The sequence below is a fragment of the Aureivirga sp. CE67 genome (genome assembly GCF_015767245.1).
Classification (GTDB): domain Bacteria; phylum Bacteroidota; class Bacteroidia; order Flavobacteriales; family Flavobacteriaceae; genus Aureivirga.
This window is the reverse complement of sequence record NZ_JADOTV010000015.1, coordinates 89,356-108,129: the sequence shown is the minus strand read 5'-3', so window position 1 is coordinate 108,129 and position 18,774 is coordinate 89,356. Positions and strand designations below refer to the sequence as shown.

The window sequence follows — 18,774 nt, the reverse complement described above, 5'->3', positions numbered from 1 at the left end:
CTTTCCATCCCGAACAGAGAAGTTAAGCCTACCAGCGCAGATGGTACTGCCTTTGGTGGGAGAGTATGTCATCGCCTTTCTTTGAATCCTGATTCTTTTTTTGAATCAGGATTTTTTTTGCTTAAAACTTTCCTTTTGGGAAAGTTCATAGTGTTGTACACTATGTTGGTTTATGTCGTCCCGTTGGGACTTTTTTGTTTTGATTTTGAGAATTCCTAGTGTTGCACACTATGTTGGTTTATATTGTCCCTTTGGGACTTTTTTTGTTTTTAGGGTTTACTCCTTTTTCTTATTTTCATTCTATTTCTTTTCCTTTTTGTTTTACTAGTAATCTTTTTAGAATGTTTCTGTTTTTCTGTTATTTGTGTGGTCACGAGTTACAAACTCGTGCCAGCGAAAATTAAAATTGATAAATCGTAGTAGAACGTGATGATTCTACCTTCGAAGAATCAACCGAGAAGGTTCTTAATCTAAAGAGATGTAGTAATAGTTGCTTAATTTGATTGTCTTAGCGGTTTTAGCGTTGTTTGGTAGAAATGTGAGGGTTTTGTTTGTTTTTGTGTTAGGGATTGTAGTGGCATCCTTTTTTGCTTTTTCAGCCTGTTGCTTTTAGCAAAAAAGATATAACGGAAAGCCCGACCCGGAGGGAAACGCCCAAATTACTATTATTTATTTTCTATTATAGTTTAATAAAAAAAGAGATAAGTGCTAAAACCTATCTCTTCTTATTTGGTTATTGTTTATAAAAAAACGAATAAAGAAATTAATCTTTATCCGTTTTAAAAATTCAACTTAAACAATCGTGTTTTTAGAGTAATTATTTATATAGATATTAGTTTCCTCCTTCGTTGTTATTTTCTTCAGAATCTTCAGAATCGTTTCCTTCTTGGTCGTTATCATTCTCATCAGACTCATTTCCGTCTTCATCATTTCCGTCAGTTTCATTTCCTTCTTCGTCATTGTCATTCTCATCAGACTCATTTCCGTCTTCATCGTTTTCGTCATCATCGTTTTCGTCAGTTTCGTCTTCTTCTTCGTCGTTATCATTTTCATCAGACTCGTCTTCGTCTTCATCTTCTTCGTCCCAATCTCCGTTGTCTTCTTCCCAAGCTTCTAAACAATCTTCGATTAACATCATGAAATCATCCATGTTTTCCATAGTTTCTTGAGTTTCTTCATCATCACTTAAAGTAACTGTGAATGGGAATACAAAAGTAATATCTTCAATTTCTAAATCTTCTTCATCTAATTCTGCAAAGAAATCATAGAACTCCTCATCGTTATTGAAAGTAACATCTTCATCTTGAATTACCATTGTTAATGGGTAATTGAATGTAAAACAATCTTCAAAAGATTCAAAATCCCACATATCCATATCATCTTCGTCTTCATCACACATTTCTTCTAATTCATCTAATTGATCATAGTTTTCAACGATGATTTCTTCTCCTGTTTCATTATCGATAACAGTAATTGGGAATACGATTTCGTACTCAATTTCTTGGTATAAATCTTCCATAGAAGTAAACTCTACAGTTTCATTTCCGATAATTACATTAATTGGGAATTGGATTGTAAAACAATCTTCTTCGTCTTCCATGTACTCACAGTTTTCTAAAGCTGAAATAATATCTTCTTCGCTTTCTACTGTCATTACATTGTCATCAGCAGCGAAAACAATATCAAATGGGAAGTTGATTCCTTCGATATATAAATCTTCAGTTTCGTCTGTTAATACTTCGATTAGGTGATTTAAACTTTCTACTTCTACTGTAGAACCATCATTGTATCCTAAAGTGATTGGATACACAAAATCAAAACACAATTCGTCATCAGTAGTTGTTCTGGCGTTTGCATTTTGTAGATTTAAATTCTTGATTACATTTAAAAAAGTTCTTAGTCCTTCACTCTTTTTCACACTAACAGTTTCGATTTGTTGTACTTGTGTATCATCATCATTGTTACATGATGTAAATACAAATACTGTCAATAGTAAAAAAGCTAAACTTGATTTTAAGTATTTCATCTTTGATAGATTTTAGTTAACACTTATAAAACAATCATTAAAGCTTTCACCCTACCATTTTTTTATAAAAAACTTTAAAATTATAGCAATCTGTTATTTTACAAGTGTTTAGTTGTTTTTGGTTACCCGAATTTACGACTATATTTTATCTTAAAAACAAAAAAATAATTCAAAAAAAATCTAAAAATGAGCTAGTTAATATAACAGAATCTTAAAAACTGTTAATATATTATTTTTATTAAGTCTAAATAAAGTATATATTTGCACTGTTAAAATTTCAATAATTAAATACATGAAACAAAAATTACTATTCTTATTTATTTTTTTAAACACAGTTTTAGGATTTAGCCAAGAAATCAAATGGCATACTAATTTGGAAGAAGCAGCGGCTTTAGGGAAAGATACGGATAAAAAAGTAATCTTGGTATTTTCTGGGTCAGATTGGTGTAAGCCTTGTATTCAGTTAAAATCTGAGGTTTTAGAATCTCCAGAATTTATAGAAAAAGCAAACGACAAATATATTTTTGTAAACATTGATTTTAAAAGAAATCAAAGAGGAGTTTCAAAAGAAACAATCAAATATAATGAGTCAATTGCTGAAAAATATAATTCAAAAGGAGCTTTTCCTTATGTAGTAGTTTTCGATAAAAATTTAAATATTTTAAAGAAGATCGATGGTTATAAAGGAGAGACTACAGAAGTATTTTTAGAAAAATATTTTAATTAAAATGCTAAAAAATTTTACACTAATATTTGTATTTCTCTTTTCTTTTCAAAAGATTTATTCTCAGAATATCTATAAAAGAGCTACTACTCAGATGGGAGTTTCTTTTGTTTTTTCGGTAGAAGCAGAGAATGAAGAACAAGGGGAAAAGTATCTAGATTTTGCTCAGGAAGAAGTAAAGAGAATTGAAGATGTAATTTCTTCTTGGAGATCGGATACAGAAACGGGTAAAGTGAATCAGATGGCAGGAATAAAAGCAGTTCCTGTCTCAAAAGAATTGTTTGGTTTGATCAAGAGGAGCATTCGGGTTTCAAAATTAACCAACGGTTATTTTGATATTTCTTTTGCTTCCCTTGATAAAGTTTGGTTTTTCGATAGAAAAATGACTGAAATACCAGATAGTATTACTGTTCAAAAATCTGTTTCAAAAATTGATTTTCATAATATTATTCTGGATGAAGAAAAACAAACTGTTTTTTTGAAAGAAAAAGGAATGAAAATAGGTTTTGGAGCTATCGGAAAAGGGTATGCTGCTGAATCTGTCAAAAGAAAATTGCAAAAATTAGGTGTAAAATCAGGACTAATCAATGCTAGTGGAGATTTGACTTGTTGGGGAAAACACCCAGTCCATAAAAAATGGCAAATCGCAATAGCAAATCCGAAAGATGATGAAAATGCGCTTGGATGGTTTCCTCTAGAAAATTCTTCCGTAGTTACTTCGGGTAATTATGAAAAATTTATTGTTTTAGATGGAAAAAAATACTCGCATATTATTGACCCAAAAACTGGTTGGCCAGTAGAGAGTTTACAAAGTGTTACCATTTTTTGTCCCAATGCAGAATTGGCAGATGCGCTAGCTACTTCTGTTTTTGTTATGGGAAAAAATAAAGGAATCGAATTGATCAATAAATTAAAAGGAATTGAATGTTTGATTTTGGATAATCAAGGAGAAATTTTCACATCAAAAGATTTAAAACTTCAAGAAAAAAATTAATTAATCAAAAACAAATGAATTTAAAAATGAAAAGCCTTTCAGTAGCTGTGCTATTGCTAGGAGGGATTCTTACATCTTGTTCAAGTGTAAAACCTTATCAAAAAACGTATTTAAATGATGATGATATGGCTTTATCATCAAGATCATCAGAACAGTTTGAAGTAAACTTTCAAAACTATAGAGAAGGAGCTTCAGGTGCTAATGGAGGAAAAACAGGTGGAGGATGTGGTTGCAATTAAATAGAGCTTTACTTTTACTATTTGTATTCTTTTTAGGTTTAAAAGGATATTCTCAAGAAGAAATTAAACAAGCTGACCCAACAGAAATTAATATTTTGTTCGATTATTATGAACAAGATGGAGATAATTCGCCAGTAACTGGAGGTATCGGGACAGAACAATTAGAAAATAGAGAGGCAATTGTTGTGATTACAACTCCGGTAAGTAAAACGGGAAAACTTTCTATTTCTGGAGGTATTGATCATTATACTTCTGCATCTAGTGCTAATATTGATAAATATACTACTTCTGCAAGTCAAGCAGGAAGTACAGCGGTTTCTGGTTCGGATACTAGAAGACATATTCAGTTGGGATATACTGAGAAAAATGTAGAAGAAAATTCATCGTTCGGATTCTCTTTGGGTTATTCTAAAGAGTATGATGTTACTTCTTATAATATGGGAGTAAAATGGTCGAAGATTTCTAAAGATGAAAATAGTGTTTTCTCAATGAAAGCAAACTTTTTTTATGACAGATGGTTGTTAATCTACCCTGGAGAGCTGAGAGATGATTCAAAAAAAGGAAATGGTTATGACGACGATGACGACGATGACGACGATGACGATGATGATGATGATGATGACGATGATGATGATGATGATGATGACGATGATGATGATGATGATGGCGGAGATAATGATGGAAATAATAATGATGGTGACAACGACAACGACGACGATGATGACGACGATGACAACGACGACGATGATGACGATGACGACGATGACGACGATGATGATGATCGCTTAGGAATTTTTACTAGAAATGATATCATGGCAGGAGCATTAGATGATGACGACGACGATGATGATGAGTATGGAGAAAATTCAGAAGAATTAACTTTTGAAAAAGATAATAGATACACTTATAATGTTGGTTTTGCTTATGAAACTGTTATTAATAAGCGAATGAATGCTGCTATTTTAACAGACTTTACTTATCAAAATGGATTATTATCTACACCTTTTCACAGAGTTTATTTTGATGATGGAGTTGCTGTAGAAAAATATAAAACAGTAAGAGTAGAAAAATTACCAAGAAAGAGAATCAAGGCTGCAGTAGGTTTCAGAACCAACTATTTTATTAGCCCAAGAATAATTTCAAGATTTTACTACCGTTTCTATATTGATGATTTTGGTTTAAGTGCGCACACTATTAGCTTAGAAGTTCCTCTTAAAGTTACAAAATCGATTACATTCTATCCTTTTTATAGATATTATATCCAGAATGGTTCAAAGTATTTTAAGCCATATGGAGAACATAAATTAAGTCAAGAATATTATACTTCAGATTTTGATTTAAGTTCGTTTAATAGTGAGAAAATTGGATTTGGAATTAAGCTAGCTCCACCAAAAGGAATCTTTAATATTAGATTAAGCAAAAAGAGACAATTTAGATTCCACAATTTAGAGGTAAGATATAGCAATTATAAAAGAGATAATGGATTAACTGCCGACAATGTAATGTTCGGTACTACATTTAGATTCTAATTACCATTAAACATATGTCAAATAAAAAACTCAAAGTAAAATGCTACTTTGAGTTTTTTTATTATGTTTTCTTTCGAAAATTATTTTTTGTTGTATAACATTGGATTTAATTCATCGTCATTATACATTTTCATTTGTTTGTATACTTTCATGTATTTTTTACCTTCCGAAATATCTTGGATTAAATCATCGATAGCAGAAGATAAATCTTTTCTTTGTTCTAAAAGTACATCTAATTTCTCTTGACATTTTTTTCTATGATCATCCGAAGCAGTTTCTCTTGTTGCTTCTTCGTTCATATGGTAAATTTTTAATGCAAGAATAGAAAGTCTATCAATTGCCCATGCAGGACTTTCTGTATTGATAGTTGCATCTTCTTTTACTTCAACATCTTTGTTTAAGTTTAAGAAATAACTATCAATGTACTCTACCATATCCGTACGATCTTGGTTTGAAGCGTCAATTTTTCTTTTTAAACTTAAAGCTTCAATTGGATCAATTTCTGGCAAACGAATAATATCTTCATAATGCCATTGTACTGTATCAATCCAACATTTTCTGTATAATAAATGCTCTAAAGTATTTTTATCATAGATATTCTCAAAAGGCTGATCTACGCTATCAATTACATGATATTTTTCGATTACCTTATCAAAAATAGAATTATAATCTTGACTCTTCATATTTTTCGATTATTATATTTAAACAAATCTTCTTTCAATTAATTTCATTAAGCGCTCTTCATAATCTTCTTTGTCTGTCCAATTATAATCAGGCTTAACCATTTTTGTAATAAAATATTTCGCTTCTCTTTCCGATTTAAGCGTATTCAATTGCGAAAGTACTCTATTAAAATCTTCCTGACTATTTTCAAACAAATGTTTAACAAAAGCTATTCTATCATTTAACCCAACAGTGATTACTTTATTGTTTAAAGCATTTACTGTAGCTCCTCCAGTATTTCCAGTAAAACGGTCGTTTATCGAGTTTCCTGTAGGAATTTTGCTTGGGTCATTAAACATTTCAGAAGTCTCATCTACCGAAGGTGTATTTCTTAACTCTTCTTCTAAAGTATAATCTTCAACAACTTGTTGTTCTAGTTGCGCTTTTCTTTGTGCTTCTTCTTGTTGAAGTTTTAATTCTTGTGCCTTTCTTAGTTCTTCTTGTTTTTGAAGCTCTAATTGTTTTTGTTTTAACTCTTGAAGTCTTCTTATTTCAGCTTCCTCTTCTTGAAGTTTTAATTCTTCTTGTCTTCTATATTCTTCTTGTCTTTGAAGCTCTAATTGTTGTTGTCTTTTTTCTTCTTCGATTCTTGCTAATCTTAATCTTTCCTGCTCCTCTTCATGAGTTATTGGATTATTTTGTCCATGCTCAAAGTCTTCTCTTTGCTTTTCAGCCTGCCTTTTGATTGCTGCAATTTGCTCTCGTACTCTTTCTGCTTCTGTCATAGGCTTCGGCTTTTCTTCCGCAACAACTTCTTCTTTCTTTTCTTCTACAGGAGCATTTGTAGTTTTATTTTCTTTCGCAGTATTTAAGTTAGAAATTGGTTTAGAAAAAACATCACCTTCGTCTTCGATTTCTTCTAGAGTTCCTACTACTTCTTTTACAATTAAAGTTGGCTCATCTTGACTGATTACCACTTTTTCTTCTACTACTTTTTCCTCAACAACTTCAGGTGCAATTTCCTTTTCAACTTCTACAACTTTTACAGCTTCTTGTCTCGGAATTTCTTCTTTGATTACTTCTTGAACAGTAGAGACAAGTTTTTGTTTATCAACAATATCTTCCTTTTTTTCTTCTGTTTTTTGTTGAAGATTAATTTTTCTAATTTCCTCTGTAAGAACTTCTTTTACGCCTGAAAGAATCTTTTCTTCCTCCGCAGCTTTGTCTAAACTCTCCTTATTTTCAGTCGCTTTTGCAAAATATTCTAGTAATTCTTCCTTAGATTCTGTTGCATTTGGTGTGGTTTGTTGGTAATAATCCAAAAATTTTAGAACAGATAATTTCTCGTATAAGGCCTGTGCTTTTTCATGAAGAGCCTTTACATCATCGCGGTTTTTCATTTGTAAAATCCCATGTGCGATGCTCATTAATTCAGCTTCTAATTTTTTTTGCATAAGTTGATGACTTTAATTGAATGTTTAGTGCTTATTTTTAATAAATTTGTACGGTTTCCGAAAACTAAAGATATTAGATAACCTTTCAAGCCCGAAAATTACAAAATGTTTCTTGAAAATACAGTAAATCATACAGAACAATTTGGATGGATCGAAGTAATTTGTGGATCTATGTTCTCTGGTAAAACAGAAGAACTAATCCGTAGATTAAAACGAGCACAATTTGCCAAACAAAAAGTAGAAATTTTTAAACCATCAATCGATACAAGATATGATGATGAAAAAGTAGTATCTCATAATTCTAATGAAATTCATTCTACTCCAGTTCCTTCTTCTTCAAATATATTAATTTTAGCGGAAGGCATGGATGTTGTAGGGATAGACGAAGCACAATTTTTCGATGATGGAATTGTTGCAGTTTGTAACGAATTAGCAAATAGAGGTGTGCGTGTAATTGTTGCAGGTTTGGATATGGATTTTAAAGGAAATCCTTTCGGACCTATGCCTGCACTGATGGCAACAGCAGAATATGTAACGAAAGTTCATGCTGTATGTACCAGAACAGGAAACTTAGCAAACTATAGCTATAGAAAAGCACAAAGCGATGATTTGGTTTTACTTGGAGAAACACAAGAGTATGAACCATTGAGTAGAGCTGCTTACTACAAAGCGATGCACGAACACGACAATAAAGAAGAGGAGATAAAGAATGATGAAAAATAGTCATGTTACTGTTTTAGAAATTGATTGCAATGCGATTGCACATAATTTAGCATATTTTAAATCAAAATTAAATGAGAACACTCGCTTAGCGGTTGTTATTAAAGCATTCGGATATGGTTCGGATGCGATAGCTATTGCCAAATTTTTAGAGACTAAAAACGTCGATTATTTTGCGGTAGCTTATGCTAAAGAAGGAATTGCGCTTCGTGAGGCTGGAATTAAAACAAAGATTTTAGTTCTACACCCACAGATATTCAATTTCGAATCTATCATTCACTATAATTTAGAACCAACAATTTACAATTTTACTGTTTTGGAAGCTTTTGAAAAAATAGCTTCTGAACAGAAAATTGAAAACTATCCTGTACACATAAAAATTAATACAGGATTGAATAGATTAGGTTTTTCTCATCATGATATTTATGCTTTAAATAAAAGATTGTGTAGAAATCCGTATCTAAAAGTTACTTCTATTTTTTCTCATCTTGCTGCAAGTGAAGATTATGCAGAAAGAGAATTTACATTAAGACAAATTCAAAAGTTTCAGAAAGATGCCGATTTTCTTTCAAACCAATTAGAAGAAAAACCTTTTTATCATATTTTAAATACTTCTGGTATTATTAATTATGCAGAAGAAGCACAATTTGGTATGGTTCGTTTAGGAATTGGACTTCACGGTTTTGGAAATGCTGCGGAAGAAACTAAAAAGCTACAAAATGTAAATTCATTAAAATCTGTTATTTCTCAAATTTCTTATGTAGAAGAAGGAAAATCAATTGGGTATAACAGAGCTTTTACTACTTCTGAAAAAACAAAATATGCTACAATTCCTGTTGGTCATGCGGACGGAATTAGTAGACAGTTGAAAAACGGAAAAGGTTTTGTGAAGATTCTTGGGCAAATGGCTCCAATTATTGGAAATGTTTGTATGGATATGATTATGGTAAATGTTACTGGAATCGATTGTGAAGTTGGAGAAGAAGTAATCATCTTTGATTCGCAAGAGACAATCGAATATTTTGCTAGAGAAATAGGTACAATTCCTTATGAGATTTTGACGGCTATCTCTCAGAGAGTCGAAAGAGTAATGATTCCTGAGAGCGAATAATTATTGGTTATTTCGAAAATATTAAAAATTCGGATTTCACTTTTTTTGTTGAATTAAAAAAATAAAAATATGTCTTTAAGTTTAAAAGAAAAATGGGACATCGTTGTGAAGAAACTTTCCGAAGATTTTGGTGATGGCGAGACGCTTAATTTAGATGCTATTATATATTTAATCGGAGTTCAAGAATTAGGTCAGGGGCAAAGAAGATTCAAAAAGGATGAAAAAATCAACCTGATGCATATTGCTATTTGCAAGGTTTTGGAGCCTTTTGGATATTATGAGTTTGATTTTATTGATGATGATGGTTGGCCACATTATAAAGAAAAAGAAGCTTTACCTTTTTTGAAACCTGGAGAGCAATCTGTTTTGATGAAAGAAGCAGTTGTCATGTACTTTGAAGCTCAAGAGTATATTTAAGATTAGAAGTTTTTTTGCGAAAGGGATTGTAGCGGTTAGCTTTTCTTTTTTTCAAAAATTTGTTTTTTCTTAGAAAACGGAGGCGACCTAAGAAGCCCACGTATTTCTTTAGAAAAACTTTTTTGGAAAAAGAAAACTAGTAGCGTAAAGCCCGACCTTTTTTGGAGTTTTTGAAACGAAAAAAGGTTTCGCCCAAAATGATAAAAACGAATAAAATAAAAAACCACAGAAACTGGGATTTCTGTGGTTTTTTTTCTAAAATAATCTACCTATCTAAACTAAAACTATAACTAAAAAGATATATAAATATTACGTTTGTGTATATGTGTGAACACTTGCTTGCGCTACTGGTAAGTAATTTACACCAAACCAACACACAATTAATACCACGAAAGCTAAAGCAAGTATTGTTAATGCTTGTTTATTTTTTTGTGGGTGAAAATATCTATAATGTATATAGATCAGATATCCCATCCACGTTAAGAAAGCCCAAACTTCTTTTGGATCCCATGTCCAATAATGTCCCCATGCTTCCTTTGCCCAAAGGGCTCCGAAAAGAAGTCCAAGCGTCAAAAATGCAAATCCTATATAAACTAAGTTATCTGCTAGTTGTATTGTTGCAATGTCAAATTTTTGTTTTCGAAGACCTATAAAACCTTTGATTGCAACAAAACTTGATGCTGCTAACACAGCGTATGAAAATAAATAAACCAAAACATGTGGAATAAACCATGGACTTTGCAATGCTGGCATTAGGGTTTTGGAATAGGTTTCTGGGTTTAAATAATTAATCACTAGAAACATTCCAGCCATCCCGATGCTGTATGCCAAGAACCATTTGAATTTCCAACGAAAATAAGTAAGAAAACCAACTAGTGGTAAAAATGTGGCATACCACAGTCTAGTCTCACCTAGTGTTCGCATTGGAGGTCTGTCTAGTTCTATCCATAAATCTTTGATGAAATAGATTAAGACAAGCCATCCGATCGTAAAGAATGCGAAACATATTTTTATAAATTGTTCTTTTTTATATGATATTCCTAAGAATATAAATCCGATTATCCAAAGTCCTATGATACTCATAGAAAACATTGGGAAGTCCAACCAAGTCATTTTGTTTCTTTTTTAAATTTATTACCCATCCAAAACATATAGAATGCTCCTGCAATCATCATAAAAACTCCTGTATAGATTACAGGTAACCAAGGATCTCGAACTAACTCTATCACACTAAGAGTTGACCATTTTCCCATGGCATCGTCATAACTTAATTGGTATAATTTATATCCTTTATAACTGTAAGGTTTATTAACTTCTAATGTTGTTTCTATTTTGGAACCATCTATGTTTAAAATCGAAATATCCGAGCTAAACTTTTTGGCTTCTGGAATAGTCATCACCATAGAAAATTTATCATCAATTTTCAAAGATTCGTAAGGATGACGGAAACTTCCACTAGAAATCCAACCTTTTACAGTATCCTTTGTTTTTGTATTAATAACTTCAATTTCTGCCGAAGGTGGCGAACCTTGTTCGTTTACAAAAGCATATCCATTTTCTATTCTACCAGATGATTGTAAGAATTTTAAAATGCGAACATGATATTCTTCAAAATTGTACACTTTTCCGCTATCAATCAAATAAAGATTCTTTCCGTCATTGTGTACTAATTCCCCTTTTTCATTATCTACAAGAGCTAATTTAGGGTTGTATTCTTCTATTTTGAAATCTTTCAGATAAATTGCAAACGGAAGTTCTACTTTTTGATTATTCATATCTAAAGCATGAATACTCGGAGAACCTTCATAAGTGTTTAGTGAAAGTCTTTGTAAGTCTCCAGAACCGATGATTCCGGCAAAAAGTGCTAGATAAAGTCCTAAATGATTTAGTACAAAACCGAAGTTTTTCCACTTCATCTGCGCTATCCTTTTGATTGTCACTAAACCTAGACAAGTCAAAAAGAAAATGATAATTAGTAAGAAAGCCCAATGCGTTGTAATGTGGTTTAGTCCTAATGTATTTACAAGTGCATTTGTAGAGTTAACTTGAGGAAAAATCCCCATTAAAAGAACCATAAAAGTTACTAATGAAATACTAGTAATAGATGCAGGAACTTTTAATAACCATCGTACAATTTGGTTTTTAGAAAACCATTTGTATAAGACAACCAAAATAAGGTTGAATAATATAAAAATGTATAAGTTATATGGGAAAACAAGCTCAAACGCGCTTTGCTTTCCAACGAACATTTCAAGAGCGAATCCGGTTAGTAATAAACCTATTCCAATAATGAAGGATTCGGTATAGCCCCATGGATTCTCCCACAACATTCGCTTTTCTCTTTCGGGTTTCATACCTTATGTTTTTTAGTAGTAGTTAATAAATCTTTTAAACAGTTTGGTTTGATCCAGTAGTTAGTTAGTTTTTCTTGTTTAAAAGAAACATTTGAGAAATTGAGCTTGCTTGATAAAAACAAGCTCAATAACTAAATGCATAATTTAAAATAAATTATTATTTATATGTAGCCTCACGTTTCTCAGCTTCTTCCTTCCATTTTGGAAGTAATTCTTCTTTGAATTTTTGTTTCTCAGCTCTTAATTTTTCCATTGGTAATCCAATGAATTTTTGAGCTTTTTCTTTTGTTTCAATATCTGGATAAGGAACTTCTCCTTCGTATCCAAGTTTGATTAATAATCTCGATAATTTGATACGAGCTTCTTGTGTTACATCGATACCTTTAGAGATTACACGTCCTAACTCAACAGGTGCGTGGAAAGAACCTCCGTGTGAAGCAGCAGCATAATCCCAACGCCATTGTCCGTGACGAATATCTTGTAAGATATCTTTCATTTGCTCTTCAGTAGCTCCTAGATCCCAACATTGTTTAGCCTCTACGTGAGCTTGCACTAATAATTCTTCTAATTTATCTCTATTTTCAATGATCTTATCTTGGTTTGAGAAAGCATTAGCAATAAGTTCTTTCTCTTCTTCTCTGTGACAAACTTGACAAGAATTAGCCACATTATTTAAAGGAGATTGAATATGGTGATCTGTGAATTTTTGTCCTCCTTCTGTTTTATAAGGCATGTGACAATCCGCACAAGAAACTCCTCTTTTACCATGGATACCCATTTGGTGAACTTCATATCCTGGGTGTTGCGCCTTTAACATAGGAGCTTTACTTAATTTGTGTACCCAGTCTACGTGTTGAATACTATCGTAGTATTCTTCCATATCTTCAACTGTTTGTCCTTTATCCCATGGGAAAGTTAAATAAGGTGTTTTTTCTTTACCAGGAATATTTTTATCAAAGTAGTACTCAACGTGACATTGTGCACAAACTAAAGAACGCATTTCATTATGAGAAGCCTTGTTGATATCTTTTCCTTGACGTTCGAAAGCTTCGATAAGTGCAGGACGCGTAATTTTTAAGTTCATCGTCTTTGCATCGTGACAGTCAGCACATCCGATTGGATTTACGATTTCATCACCTAATCTTGCCCATTTTCCTTTATAAAATTCTTCAACTCCATCTTCATTCATTACTCTTGGTACATCAGGAGATTTACATGTCCAACAAGTAGATGGCATTGGTCCATCATCTTCTCCAGTTGGTCCACCAGTTCTTAGAGAGTTGTGAATATCTTCAACAGCATAGTAGTGTCCTCTACCTTGGTTATAATCTTTTGAGAATCCATATCCAGCCCATAGTACAACTAATCTAGGATCTACTTCCAACATATCGATCATTGCACCTCCATTATATTTTGAACGGTATGAACTATCTGCAGTTTTGTAGTATGATTGAAATTCTCTTGGGAAATTTTTTCCCCATTCTTCATTTCTAGGTTCTAAATCATTAATTTCAGTCATCGGCGTATAAGCAAATTTTGCTTCCATTTTACGCTCAGAGATTGAAGAAATCAACAATCCAAGTAAGAATACTATCACTAAGGATCCTAGGAATAGCATCCAATTTATCCAGGGTTTTCTCTTATTGCTCATTGTCTTCGGTTTTTTTATTCTTTATTATTTTCTTCTTTATTTTCTTCGACTAGTTTTTTCAACCAATCAGGTAATGTTTCTTGATGTTCCATCGGAATCTTTCCGTAATACTTTGTAGAAGAAAGACTGTGTATTTTTCCGTGAGGAACTTCTTTATGACATTCCCAACATTGTCTGTCTTTTCTGCTATCATTGTGACTCTCTACCCAAGTACTCATTTTTGCATCAGTAACTTGGTCTTGGTGGCAACGGATACAGTTATCTTGCACAACTTCATTTCCAGCTTCTTTCATTCTGATAACTTCAGGTTCGTTTCTAAGAAGAAATGCGCTTGCATGTCCAAATCCATCTTTAGCTTTGAAAGCATATTTTTTCAGAACGTTATCTTGTGGTACGTGGCAATCATTACAAGTTGCCCATTCTCTATGCGAGCTATTTGTCCAAGTTGTATATTGAGGTGTCATTACATGGCAGTTTGCACAAGTTTTCGGATCGTCCGATAGATAAGAAACCGCTTTGGACTCAATTACTGCATAAAGAGAAAGTCCACAAAAAGCACCTAAAAGAATGAAGGCAGGTACTCGCCATTGCTTTGGTGGCTTCAAAAATTTTAGTAACCTTTTCATGTCTTTTAATGTTTATTTGTTTAAAACTTTATTTTGAAAACCAAACCTACCTTTTGATAGGTTCAGTTTTGTAGAATTCTTATTTACTTGTGAAAAGAGTAGGTTTGATTACAACCATTACCCATCCCCAATTATTTGTGTTATCATCAAAGTTGTTTTTCAATACTTCCATTCCTTCTGAAGCAAACAATTGAGAATATCCAACTTTGAATGTTACGTCTTTCTTAAATTTATATGCGTAGACTAAATCGATTTCGTTTCCAAGACCTTTTTTGTCATAGTCTTGAAGGTCGGCAGCAGCTGAGAAATTATGATAAGCAACTAGTAAATTAGACTTAGTGTTAAGTTTGAAATTAGCTTTGAAGTAAAGATCTAATAATCCAACATTGTTTGCGTGGTTTCCAACATAGAAGTAATCCATCAAACCATTAAACTTGTGATTCGTACCATAGAAAGGAGTAAATGCTTTGTTTTCACCATTAGAAGGTGCTCCATTGTCATTACCACTCTGTAACTCAACACCAAGTCCTGTTTTTACCTTTTGCGTCCATTTATAATTAGTCTCCAAACCAAGTAGGTAAGCGCTTAGATCATTATTCATTTTATCTTTACCAAACTGATAATAAGCGTTTCCTACCAAAGAAAATCCATTTTTATTATATTTTAAGTGTGTTCCAACTGTTTGACTGTAGCGAACTTCATCATTTTTTGAATCTGCTTCATCGATGTATTGTAATCCGTTATTTAAGAATAAGAAACTAGCTCCAAGATTATCCCAATCATTGTGTAACCAAGCATATTGCATTACTTTATAATTGTTTGGAACCGTATAAGTTGTTCCTGTTACGTTTTCAGCATCTTGATTAAAAGCGAAACCTAAATCTGTTCTGAACTTATTCTTTTTGTATTTAAAAACAGCGATATCGTGACTTCTTCCTTGCGTAGCCCAATCTACGTTTCCGAAGATTCTAGCATCGTCATAAACAATTTCTTGACGACCTAGTTTTACTGAGAAGCTAGGGTCTAAAATCAGGTTTACCCAAGCTTGGTGAATTGAAAGACCATTTTTGTCTGCTGTATTCAATTGTTTTACGTCTCCCCAAACTCGAACATCTTGTAAGCTTACGAAAGCTTCTAAGTATTCATTTTTATAATCAAATTTTAATCGAGTTCTTTGTGATACAAATGCCGCTGGATCTGTATCATTTGGAAATAATGTTTTAAATCCGTGTCTGTATTCAAATCGTGGACGAATTTCTGCGTCTACTTTAAACTGTGCAGTAGCACTTAATCCTAAGAGCAAAACAACTGCAAAAATGATTTCCTTCACAAACCTCATATATTTCTGATTTTTAATTTACGATGTAAAAATACCTTTTACTCTTTTTTAAAAATATGACAAAAATCATGGAATTTTTAGAAGTTAATTTTTCGATATTCTCAATTATTAATAGATTAAATTAAGAAAATGAAAATAAAATATAAGAATCTCATTTTGAGTTACATAAAAATAAAGTTTGTTCTAATTTTTTAGATTAATATAAATACAGTAAAATTTCCTTGAAAATTTGATATTTACTTTTTCTTTCAATTTTTTATATAATTTTATTTAAAATCATTATAAATAAAGGCTTTAGGAAGGAAAATGCATTCATTTATAATGTTCGTTTGTATGAGTTTTACCGTTTTGTCTCTAAAAAGGGTAAGAATTAAATATTAGTAAGTAACATAAATCAAATGCATGTTCGCTAAGGATTGTAGTGGAAAGCTTTTGTCTTTAAAAAAAATAGAACTTCTTGACAAACCTTTAGATTTATATAAGTTTCTTAAATGTTAAAAATCGGCTAATTGAAAAAGTGTAATTTGAGTTTAAGTGAGATATTGATTAAATTGAAAGTATAAATTAAAAAGGATGAAGTGAACTTGTTAGCGAACTAGTTTCTAGAGCTATCCTCCGTATTAGTCTTCATCCTTTATCGGTTACCTAGAACCATATAGAATTTTAGTTCAGTTCTTATTAAAGGTCTTAGTTTATGTAACCATTTCTAAATTACAAAAATTATGCAAATCAAAGAAATAATTGGAATCGATGTTAGTAAAAAAGTGATAGATGTTTGTATTCACACTCAAAAAAAAATAGAGCAGTTTGATAATAACAATTCTGGATTCAGAAAACTTCTAGAATGGGGCTCTAAAAATAATATTTTCTCATTAAAAGAGACCTTTTTTGTATTCGAACATACAGGAATGTATTCAGATTCTTTAGCAGATTATCTAAATAAAAAAAAATTAAACTTCAGTATTATTCCAGGTTTAGAAATCAAAAGATCACTTGGGATTACTAGAGATAAAGAGGATAAGATAGATGCAAAAAGAATTGCACTTTATGCATTTCGTTTAAGAGAGGAATTAGTGGTTTCTAAGATTTTAACTGACGATTTAAAACAATTAAAACCCATGCTTTCTTTGCGTAAGAAGCTAGTAAAACAAAGAGCTGGTTATAAAGCTACTTTAAAAGAACAGAAAAGGGTTTATTCTAAAAAACAATATAAATTAATTTTTGAAATTCAAGAAAAAGTCATTCGAGAATTTAACAAACAAATCTAAAAACTTGAAAAAGAAATGCGAGAAATAATTCTTAAAAATAAACAGTTAAAATTGAATTTTTATTTATTAAATTCCATAAAAGGTGTTGGTGAAAAAACAGCAATTACAATGCTAATTTTTACAGATAATTTTACCAAATTTGAGTCTTCAAGAAAGTTTGCAAGTTATTGCGGAATAGCTCCGTTTCCTAATATCTCTGGAAGTTCTGTACGAGGTAAAAATAAAGTATCACATTTAGTAAATAAAAGTATAAAATCTATATTGAATATGTGTGCGATAAACGCCATTCAATATAACCCAGAAATAAAAGCTTTTTATGAACGAAGAATCAAAAAAGGAAAAAACAAAATGAGTACCATAAATATTATTAGAAATAAATTAATTTCTAGAATGTTTGCTATTATAAAACGGAAAACTCCATACGTAGATACAATGAAATTTGCCGCTTAAAATTTTAACATTTTTTACTTGTGTAGATCATAGAATACGGAGGCGACCAACGGAAGCCCACGGATTGTTTAGAAGTTCTTTTTTTTAATACAAAACTTGGAACGGAAAGCCTGACCTTTTCCTGTAGTTTTTACGGAAGGAAAAGGGAGCGCTCTAAATATTTTATTCTTTAAAATTCGAATGAAGTTCTAAATCATTGATTCGATCGAACATTTCCCAGTCGATTTTGATACCTGATTTATTTTCTGCTTTAAACACATATTTTATTTGCTGAAATTTATCTTTTTCCGACTTGATTGGAGAAATAATCTTCGCATCAAATTTTTGCAACATTTTATTGATTTCTAAACTATCTGTTGCCATCGTGTTTTGTTTTCTGTCTGAATCGCTTTTTGGAATCGTAATTATAAATTCCTGCCCTGTTGAAAATTGACAATCATCGTTTGTATGATAAATCAGATTCAGCTGCATATTTTCTTTAAACATAGAATACCAACACTCTTGTGTTACTTCTATTTTTGGTTTTAATCCATTTTCTAATAAAATTTCAGCTCCTAATTTTTTATTTGGCTCAAAAGGATTCCAACTTACATCGTTTTTCGAGCAGCTTACGAATGAAATCAAAACTGCCAATACTATTATTTTTTTCAAAAATGTGTACCTATTATATAAATCTTTCATCTACTTTCATTTCTGTTCCACAATTATCACAAGTTCTCAAATTTTGGTTGGTATAAAACTTTCTGAAAACTGGAATAAAGTCTTTTTCAATATTTGTTAGTGGAAAATATTCTTCGAAAAGTTTGTGATTACAACTATCGCAATACCAAATCAAACCATCAATATTCACATCATTTCTCTTTTTTTCAATCACTAAACCAATGGTGTTTTCTGGTCTGATTGGCGAATGTGGAATTTTTGCAGGAAGTAAAAACATTTCTCCTTCTTTGATTTCGATTTCTTGTTTTTCTCCATCAACTTGAGCAATTACTTTGATATCTCCTTCCAACTGATAGAAAATTTCTTCTGTGTCATTATAATGATAATCTTTTCTTACATTTGGTCCACCAACAATCATCACAATGTAGTCTCCAGATTCTTTGTATAAGTTTTTATTTGCCACAGGTGGTTTTAGCAAATCTCTGTTTTCTTCAATCCATTTTTGAAGATTAAATGGCTTAGCAAACTTCATAATTCCTCCTTTTAAAT

20 protein-coding genes are annotated in these 18,774 nt (G+C 31.7%); 10 read left to right on the top strand and 10 right to left on the bottom strand.

What is annotated here, in order from left to right:
• Positions 1-219 (top strand): hypothetical protein (locus I0K12_RS22015; RefSeq protein WP_231372785.1); only part of this gene is annotated, 219 nt, incomplete at its 5' end.
• A 613-nt stretch (positions 220-832) separates the two neighbouring features.
• Here the strand turns inward: I0K12_RS22015 and I0K12_RS16005 are convergent.
• A complete protein-coding gene (locus I0K12_RS16005; RefSeq protein ID WP_196889147.1) occupies positions 833-2,026 on the bottom strand; it encodes a hypothetical protein in 1,194 nt (397 codons plus the stop codon).
• Positions 2,027-2,318: 292 nt separating this feature from the next.
• Here I0K12_RS16005 and I0K12_RS16000 point away from each other — a divergent pair, with 292 nt between their 5' ends.
• The 4 genes from I0K12_RS16000 to I0K12_RS15985 are packed head-to-tail and all read left to right on the top strand — an operon-like array spanning position 2,319 to position 5,512.
• Positions 2,319-2,753: a thioredoxin family protein gene (locus tag I0K12_RS16000; RefSeq protein WP_196889146.1), complete on the top strand. Its 435-nt coding sequence runs from the start codon at positions 2,319-2,321 to the stop codon at positions 2,751-2,753.
• 1 nt (position 2,754) lies between these two features.
• A complete protein-coding gene (locus tag I0K12_RS15995; RefSeq protein ID WP_231372784.1) occupies positions 2,755-3,744 on the top strand; it encodes an FAD:protein FMN transferase in 990 nt (329 codons plus the stop codon).
• A gap of 26 nt (positions 3,745-3,770) precedes the next feature.
• Positions 3,771-3,983 (top strand): DUF4266 domain-containing protein, encoded by a 213-nt coding sequence (locus tag I0K12_RS15990; RefSeq protein WP_196889145.1) that lies wholly within the window; start codon positions 3,771-3,773, stop codon positions 3,981-3,983.
• Positions 3,968-5,512, top strand: a complete 1,545-nt coding sequence (locus I0K12_RS15985; protein ID WP_196889144.1) for a DUF3570 domain-containing protein — start codon at positions 3,968-3,970, stop codon at positions 5,510-5,512. The genes I0K12_RS15990 and I0K12_RS15985 overlap by 16 nt, the downstream gene beginning before the upstream one ends.
• Positions 5,513-5,592: 80 nt before the next feature.
• On the opposite strand, the gene I0K12_RS15980 is transcribed toward I0K12_RS15985, so the two are convergent.
• Together I0K12_RS15980 and I0K12_RS15975 are read right to left on the bottom strand one after the other, a co-directional pair.
• A complete protein-coding gene (locus I0K12_RS15980) occupies positions 5,593-6,195 on the bottom strand; it encodes a DUF4254 domain-containing protein (RefSeq protein ID WP_196889143.1) in 603 nt (200 codons plus the stop codon).
• An 18-nt stretch (positions 6,196-6,213) separates the two neighbouring features.
• The gene (locus I0K12_RS15975; RefSeq protein WP_196889142.1) at positions 6,214-7,629 is read right to left on the bottom strand and encodes a hypothetical protein; all 1,416 of its coding nucleotides are present in this window, start codon (positions 7,627-7,629) and stop codon (positions 6,214-6,216) included.
• A 105-nt stretch (positions 7,630-7,734) separates the two neighbouring features.
• Between I0K12_RS15975 and I0K12_RS15970 the strand changes: the two genes are divergently transcribed.
• From I0K12_RS15970 to I0K12_RS15960, 3 genes are all read left to right on the top strand, one after another.
• A complete protein-coding gene (locus I0K12_RS15970) occupies positions 7,735-8,352 on the top strand; it encodes a thymidine kinase (RefSeq protein WP_196889141.1) in 618 nt (205 codons plus the stop codon).
• Positions 8,339-9,460 (top strand): alanine racemase, encoded by a 1,122-nt coding sequence (alr, locus tag I0K12_RS15965; protein WP_317194443.1) that lies wholly within the window; start codon positions 8,339-8,341, stop codon positions 9,458-9,460. The genes I0K12_RS15970 and alr overlap by 14 nt, the downstream gene beginning before the upstream one ends.
• A gap of 69 nt (positions 9,461-9,529) precedes the next feature.
• Positions 9,530-9,877, top strand: coding sequence for a hypothetical protein (locus tag I0K12_RS15960; RefSeq protein ID WP_196889140.1), 348 nt, complete (start codon positions 9,530-9,532; stop codon positions 9,875-9,877).
• Positions 9,878-10,186: 309 nt separating this feature from the next.
• Here I0K12_RS15960 and ccsA read toward each other — a convergent pair whose 3' ends face one another.
• The 5 genes from ccsA to I0K12_RS15935 all read right to left on the bottom strand — a co-directional run bounded on the left by ccsA (position 10,187) and on the right by I0K12_RS15935 (position 15,847).
• Positions 10,187-10,990 (bottom strand): cytochrome c biogenesis protein CcsA, encoded by an 804-nt coding sequence (gene ccsA, locus I0K12_RS15955; protein WP_196889139.1) that lies wholly within the window; start codon positions 10,988-10,990, stop codon positions 10,187-10,189.
• On the bottom strand, positions 10,987-12,231 hold the full coding sequence (locus I0K12_RS15950; protein WP_196889138.1) for a cytochrome c biogenesis protein ResB: 1,245 nt from the start codon (positions 12,229-12,231) through the stop codon (positions 10,987-10,989). Before I0K12_RS15950 ends, ccsA begins: the two co-directional genes overlap by 4 nt.
• A 157-nt stretch (positions 12,232-12,388) precedes the next feature.
• On the bottom strand, positions 12,389-13,882 hold the full coding sequence (gene nrfA, locus I0K12_RS15945; protein ID WP_196889137.1) for an ammonia-forming cytochrome c nitrite reductase: 1,494 nt from the start codon (positions 13,880-13,882) through the stop codon (positions 12,389-12,391).
• A gap of 14 nt (positions 13,883-13,896) precedes the next feature.
• Positions 13,897-14,508 (bottom strand): cytochrome c nitrite reductase small subunit, encoded by a 612-nt coding sequence (nrfH, locus tag I0K12_RS15940; protein WP_196889136.1) that lies wholly within the window; start codon positions 14,506-14,508, stop codon positions 13,897-13,899.
• Between the two features lie 79 nt (positions 14,509-14,587).
• Positions 14,588-15,847: an alginate export family protein gene (locus I0K12_RS15935; RefSeq protein ID WP_196889135.1), complete on the bottom strand. Its 1,260-nt coding sequence runs from the start codon at positions 15,845-15,847 to the stop codon at positions 14,588-14,590.
• Between the two features lie 722 nt (positions 15,848-16,569).
• On the opposite strand from I0K12_RS15935, the gene I0K12_RS22010 reads away from it, so the two are divergent.
• Positions 16,570-17,115, top strand: coding sequence for an IS110 family transposase (locus tag I0K12_RS22010; protein WP_231372783.1), 546 nt, complete (start codon positions 16,570-16,572; stop codon positions 17,113-17,115).
• 15 nt (positions 17,116-17,130) lie between these two features.
• A complete protein-coding gene (locus I0K12_RS22005) occupies positions 17,131-17,565 on the top strand; it encodes an IS110 family transposase (protein ID WP_231372782.1) in 435 nt (144 codons plus the stop codon).
• Positions 17,566-17,727: 162 nt separating this feature from the next.
• Here I0K12_RS22005 and I0K12_RS15925 read toward each other — a convergent pair whose 3' ends face one another.
• Together I0K12_RS15925 and I0K12_RS15920 are read right to left on the bottom strand one after the other, a co-directional pair.
• Positions 17,728-18,216 (bottom strand): hypothetical protein, encoded by a 489-nt coding sequence (locus tag I0K12_RS15925; RefSeq protein ID WP_196889134.1) that lies wholly within the window; start codon positions 18,214-18,216, stop codon positions 17,728-17,730.
• Positions 18,217-18,229: 13 nt separating this feature from the next.
• Entirely contained in the window at positions 18,230-18,757 is a 528-nt protein-coding gene (locus tag I0K12_RS15920; protein WP_196889133.1) for a 3-hydroxyanthranilate 3,4-dioxygenase, read from the bottom strand.
• Positions 18,758-18,774 lie beyond the last annotated feature (17 nt).

What these genes read in the sequence shown, in the direction of transcription:
- I0K12_RS22005 (WP_231372782.1), top strand. Translation starts at nt 17,131, where the DNA reads ATGCGAGAAATAATTCTTAAAAATAAACAGTTAAAATTGAATTTTTAT.
- nrfA (WP_196889137.1), bottom strand. Translation starts at nt 13,882, where the DNA reads ATGAGCAATAAGAGAAAACCCTGGATAAATTGGATGCTATTCCTAGGA.
- I0K12_RS15960 (WP_196889140.1), top strand. Translation starts at nt 9,530, where the DNA reads ATGTCTTTAAGTTTAAAAGAAAAATGGGACATCGTTGTGAAGAAACTT.
- I0K12_RS15975 (WP_196889142.1), bottom strand. Translation starts at nt 7,629, where the DNA reads ATGCAAAAAAAATTAGAAGCTGAATTAATGAGCATCGCACATGGGATT.
- nrfH (WP_196889136.1), bottom strand. Translation starts at nt 14,508, where the DNA reads ATGAAAAGGTTACTAAAATTTTTGAAGCCACCAAAGCAATGGCGAGTA.
- I0K12_RS15970 (WP_196889141.1), top strand. Translation starts at nt 7,735, where the DNA reads ATGTTTCTTGAAAATACAGTAAATCATACAGAACAATTTGGATGGATC.
- I0K12_RS15920 (WP_196889133.1), bottom strand. Translation starts at nt 18,757, where the DNA reads ATGAAGTTTGCTAAGCCATTTAATCTTCAAAAATGGATTGAAGAAAAC.
- I0K12_RS15950 (WP_196889138.1), bottom strand. Translation starts at nt 12,231, where the DNA reads ATGAAACCCGAAAGAGAAAAGCGAATGTTGTGGGAGAATCCATGGGGC.
- ccsA (WP_196889139.1), bottom strand. Translation starts at nt 10,990, where the DNA reads ATGACTTGGTTGGACTTCCCAATGTTTTCTATGAGTATCATAGGACTT.
- I0K12_RS16000 (WP_196889146.1), top strand. Translation starts at nt 2,319, where the DNA reads ATGAAACAAAAATTACTATTCTTATTTATTTTTTTAAACACAGTTTTA.
- I0K12_RS16005 (WP_196889147.1), bottom strand. Translation starts at nt 2,026, where the DNA reads ATGAAATACTTAAAATCAAGTTTAGCTTTTTTACTATTGACAGTATTT.
- I0K12_RS15935 (WP_196889135.1), bottom strand. Translation starts at nt 15,847, where the DNA reads ATGAGGTTTGTGAAGGAAATCATTTTTGCAGTTGTTTTGCTCTTAGGA.
- I0K12_RS22010 (WP_231372783.1), top strand. Translation starts at nt 16,570, where the DNA reads ATGCAAATCAAAGAAATAATTGGAATCGATGTTAGTAAAAAAGTGATA.
- I0K12_RS15985 (WP_196889144.1), top strand. Translation starts at nt 3,968, where the DNA reads ATGTGGTTGCAATTAAATAGAGCTTTACTTTTACTATTTGTATTCTTT.
- alr (WP_317194443.1), top strand. Translation starts at nt 8,339, where the DNA reads ATGATGAAAAATAGTCATGTTACTGTTTTAGAAATTGATTGCAATGCG.
- I0K12_RS15995 (WP_231372784.1), top strand. Translation starts at nt 2,755, where the DNA reads ATGCTAAAAAATTTTACACTAATATTTGTATTTCTCTTTTCTTTTCAA.
- I0K12_RS15980 (WP_196889143.1), bottom strand. Translation starts at nt 6,195, where the DNA reads ATGAAGAGTCAAGATTATAATTCTATTTTTGATAAGGTAATCGAAAAA.
- I0K12_RS15990 (WP_196889145.1), top strand. Translation starts at nt 3,771, where the DNA reads ATGAAAAGCCTTTCAGTAGCTGTGCTATTGCTAGGAGGGATTCTTACA.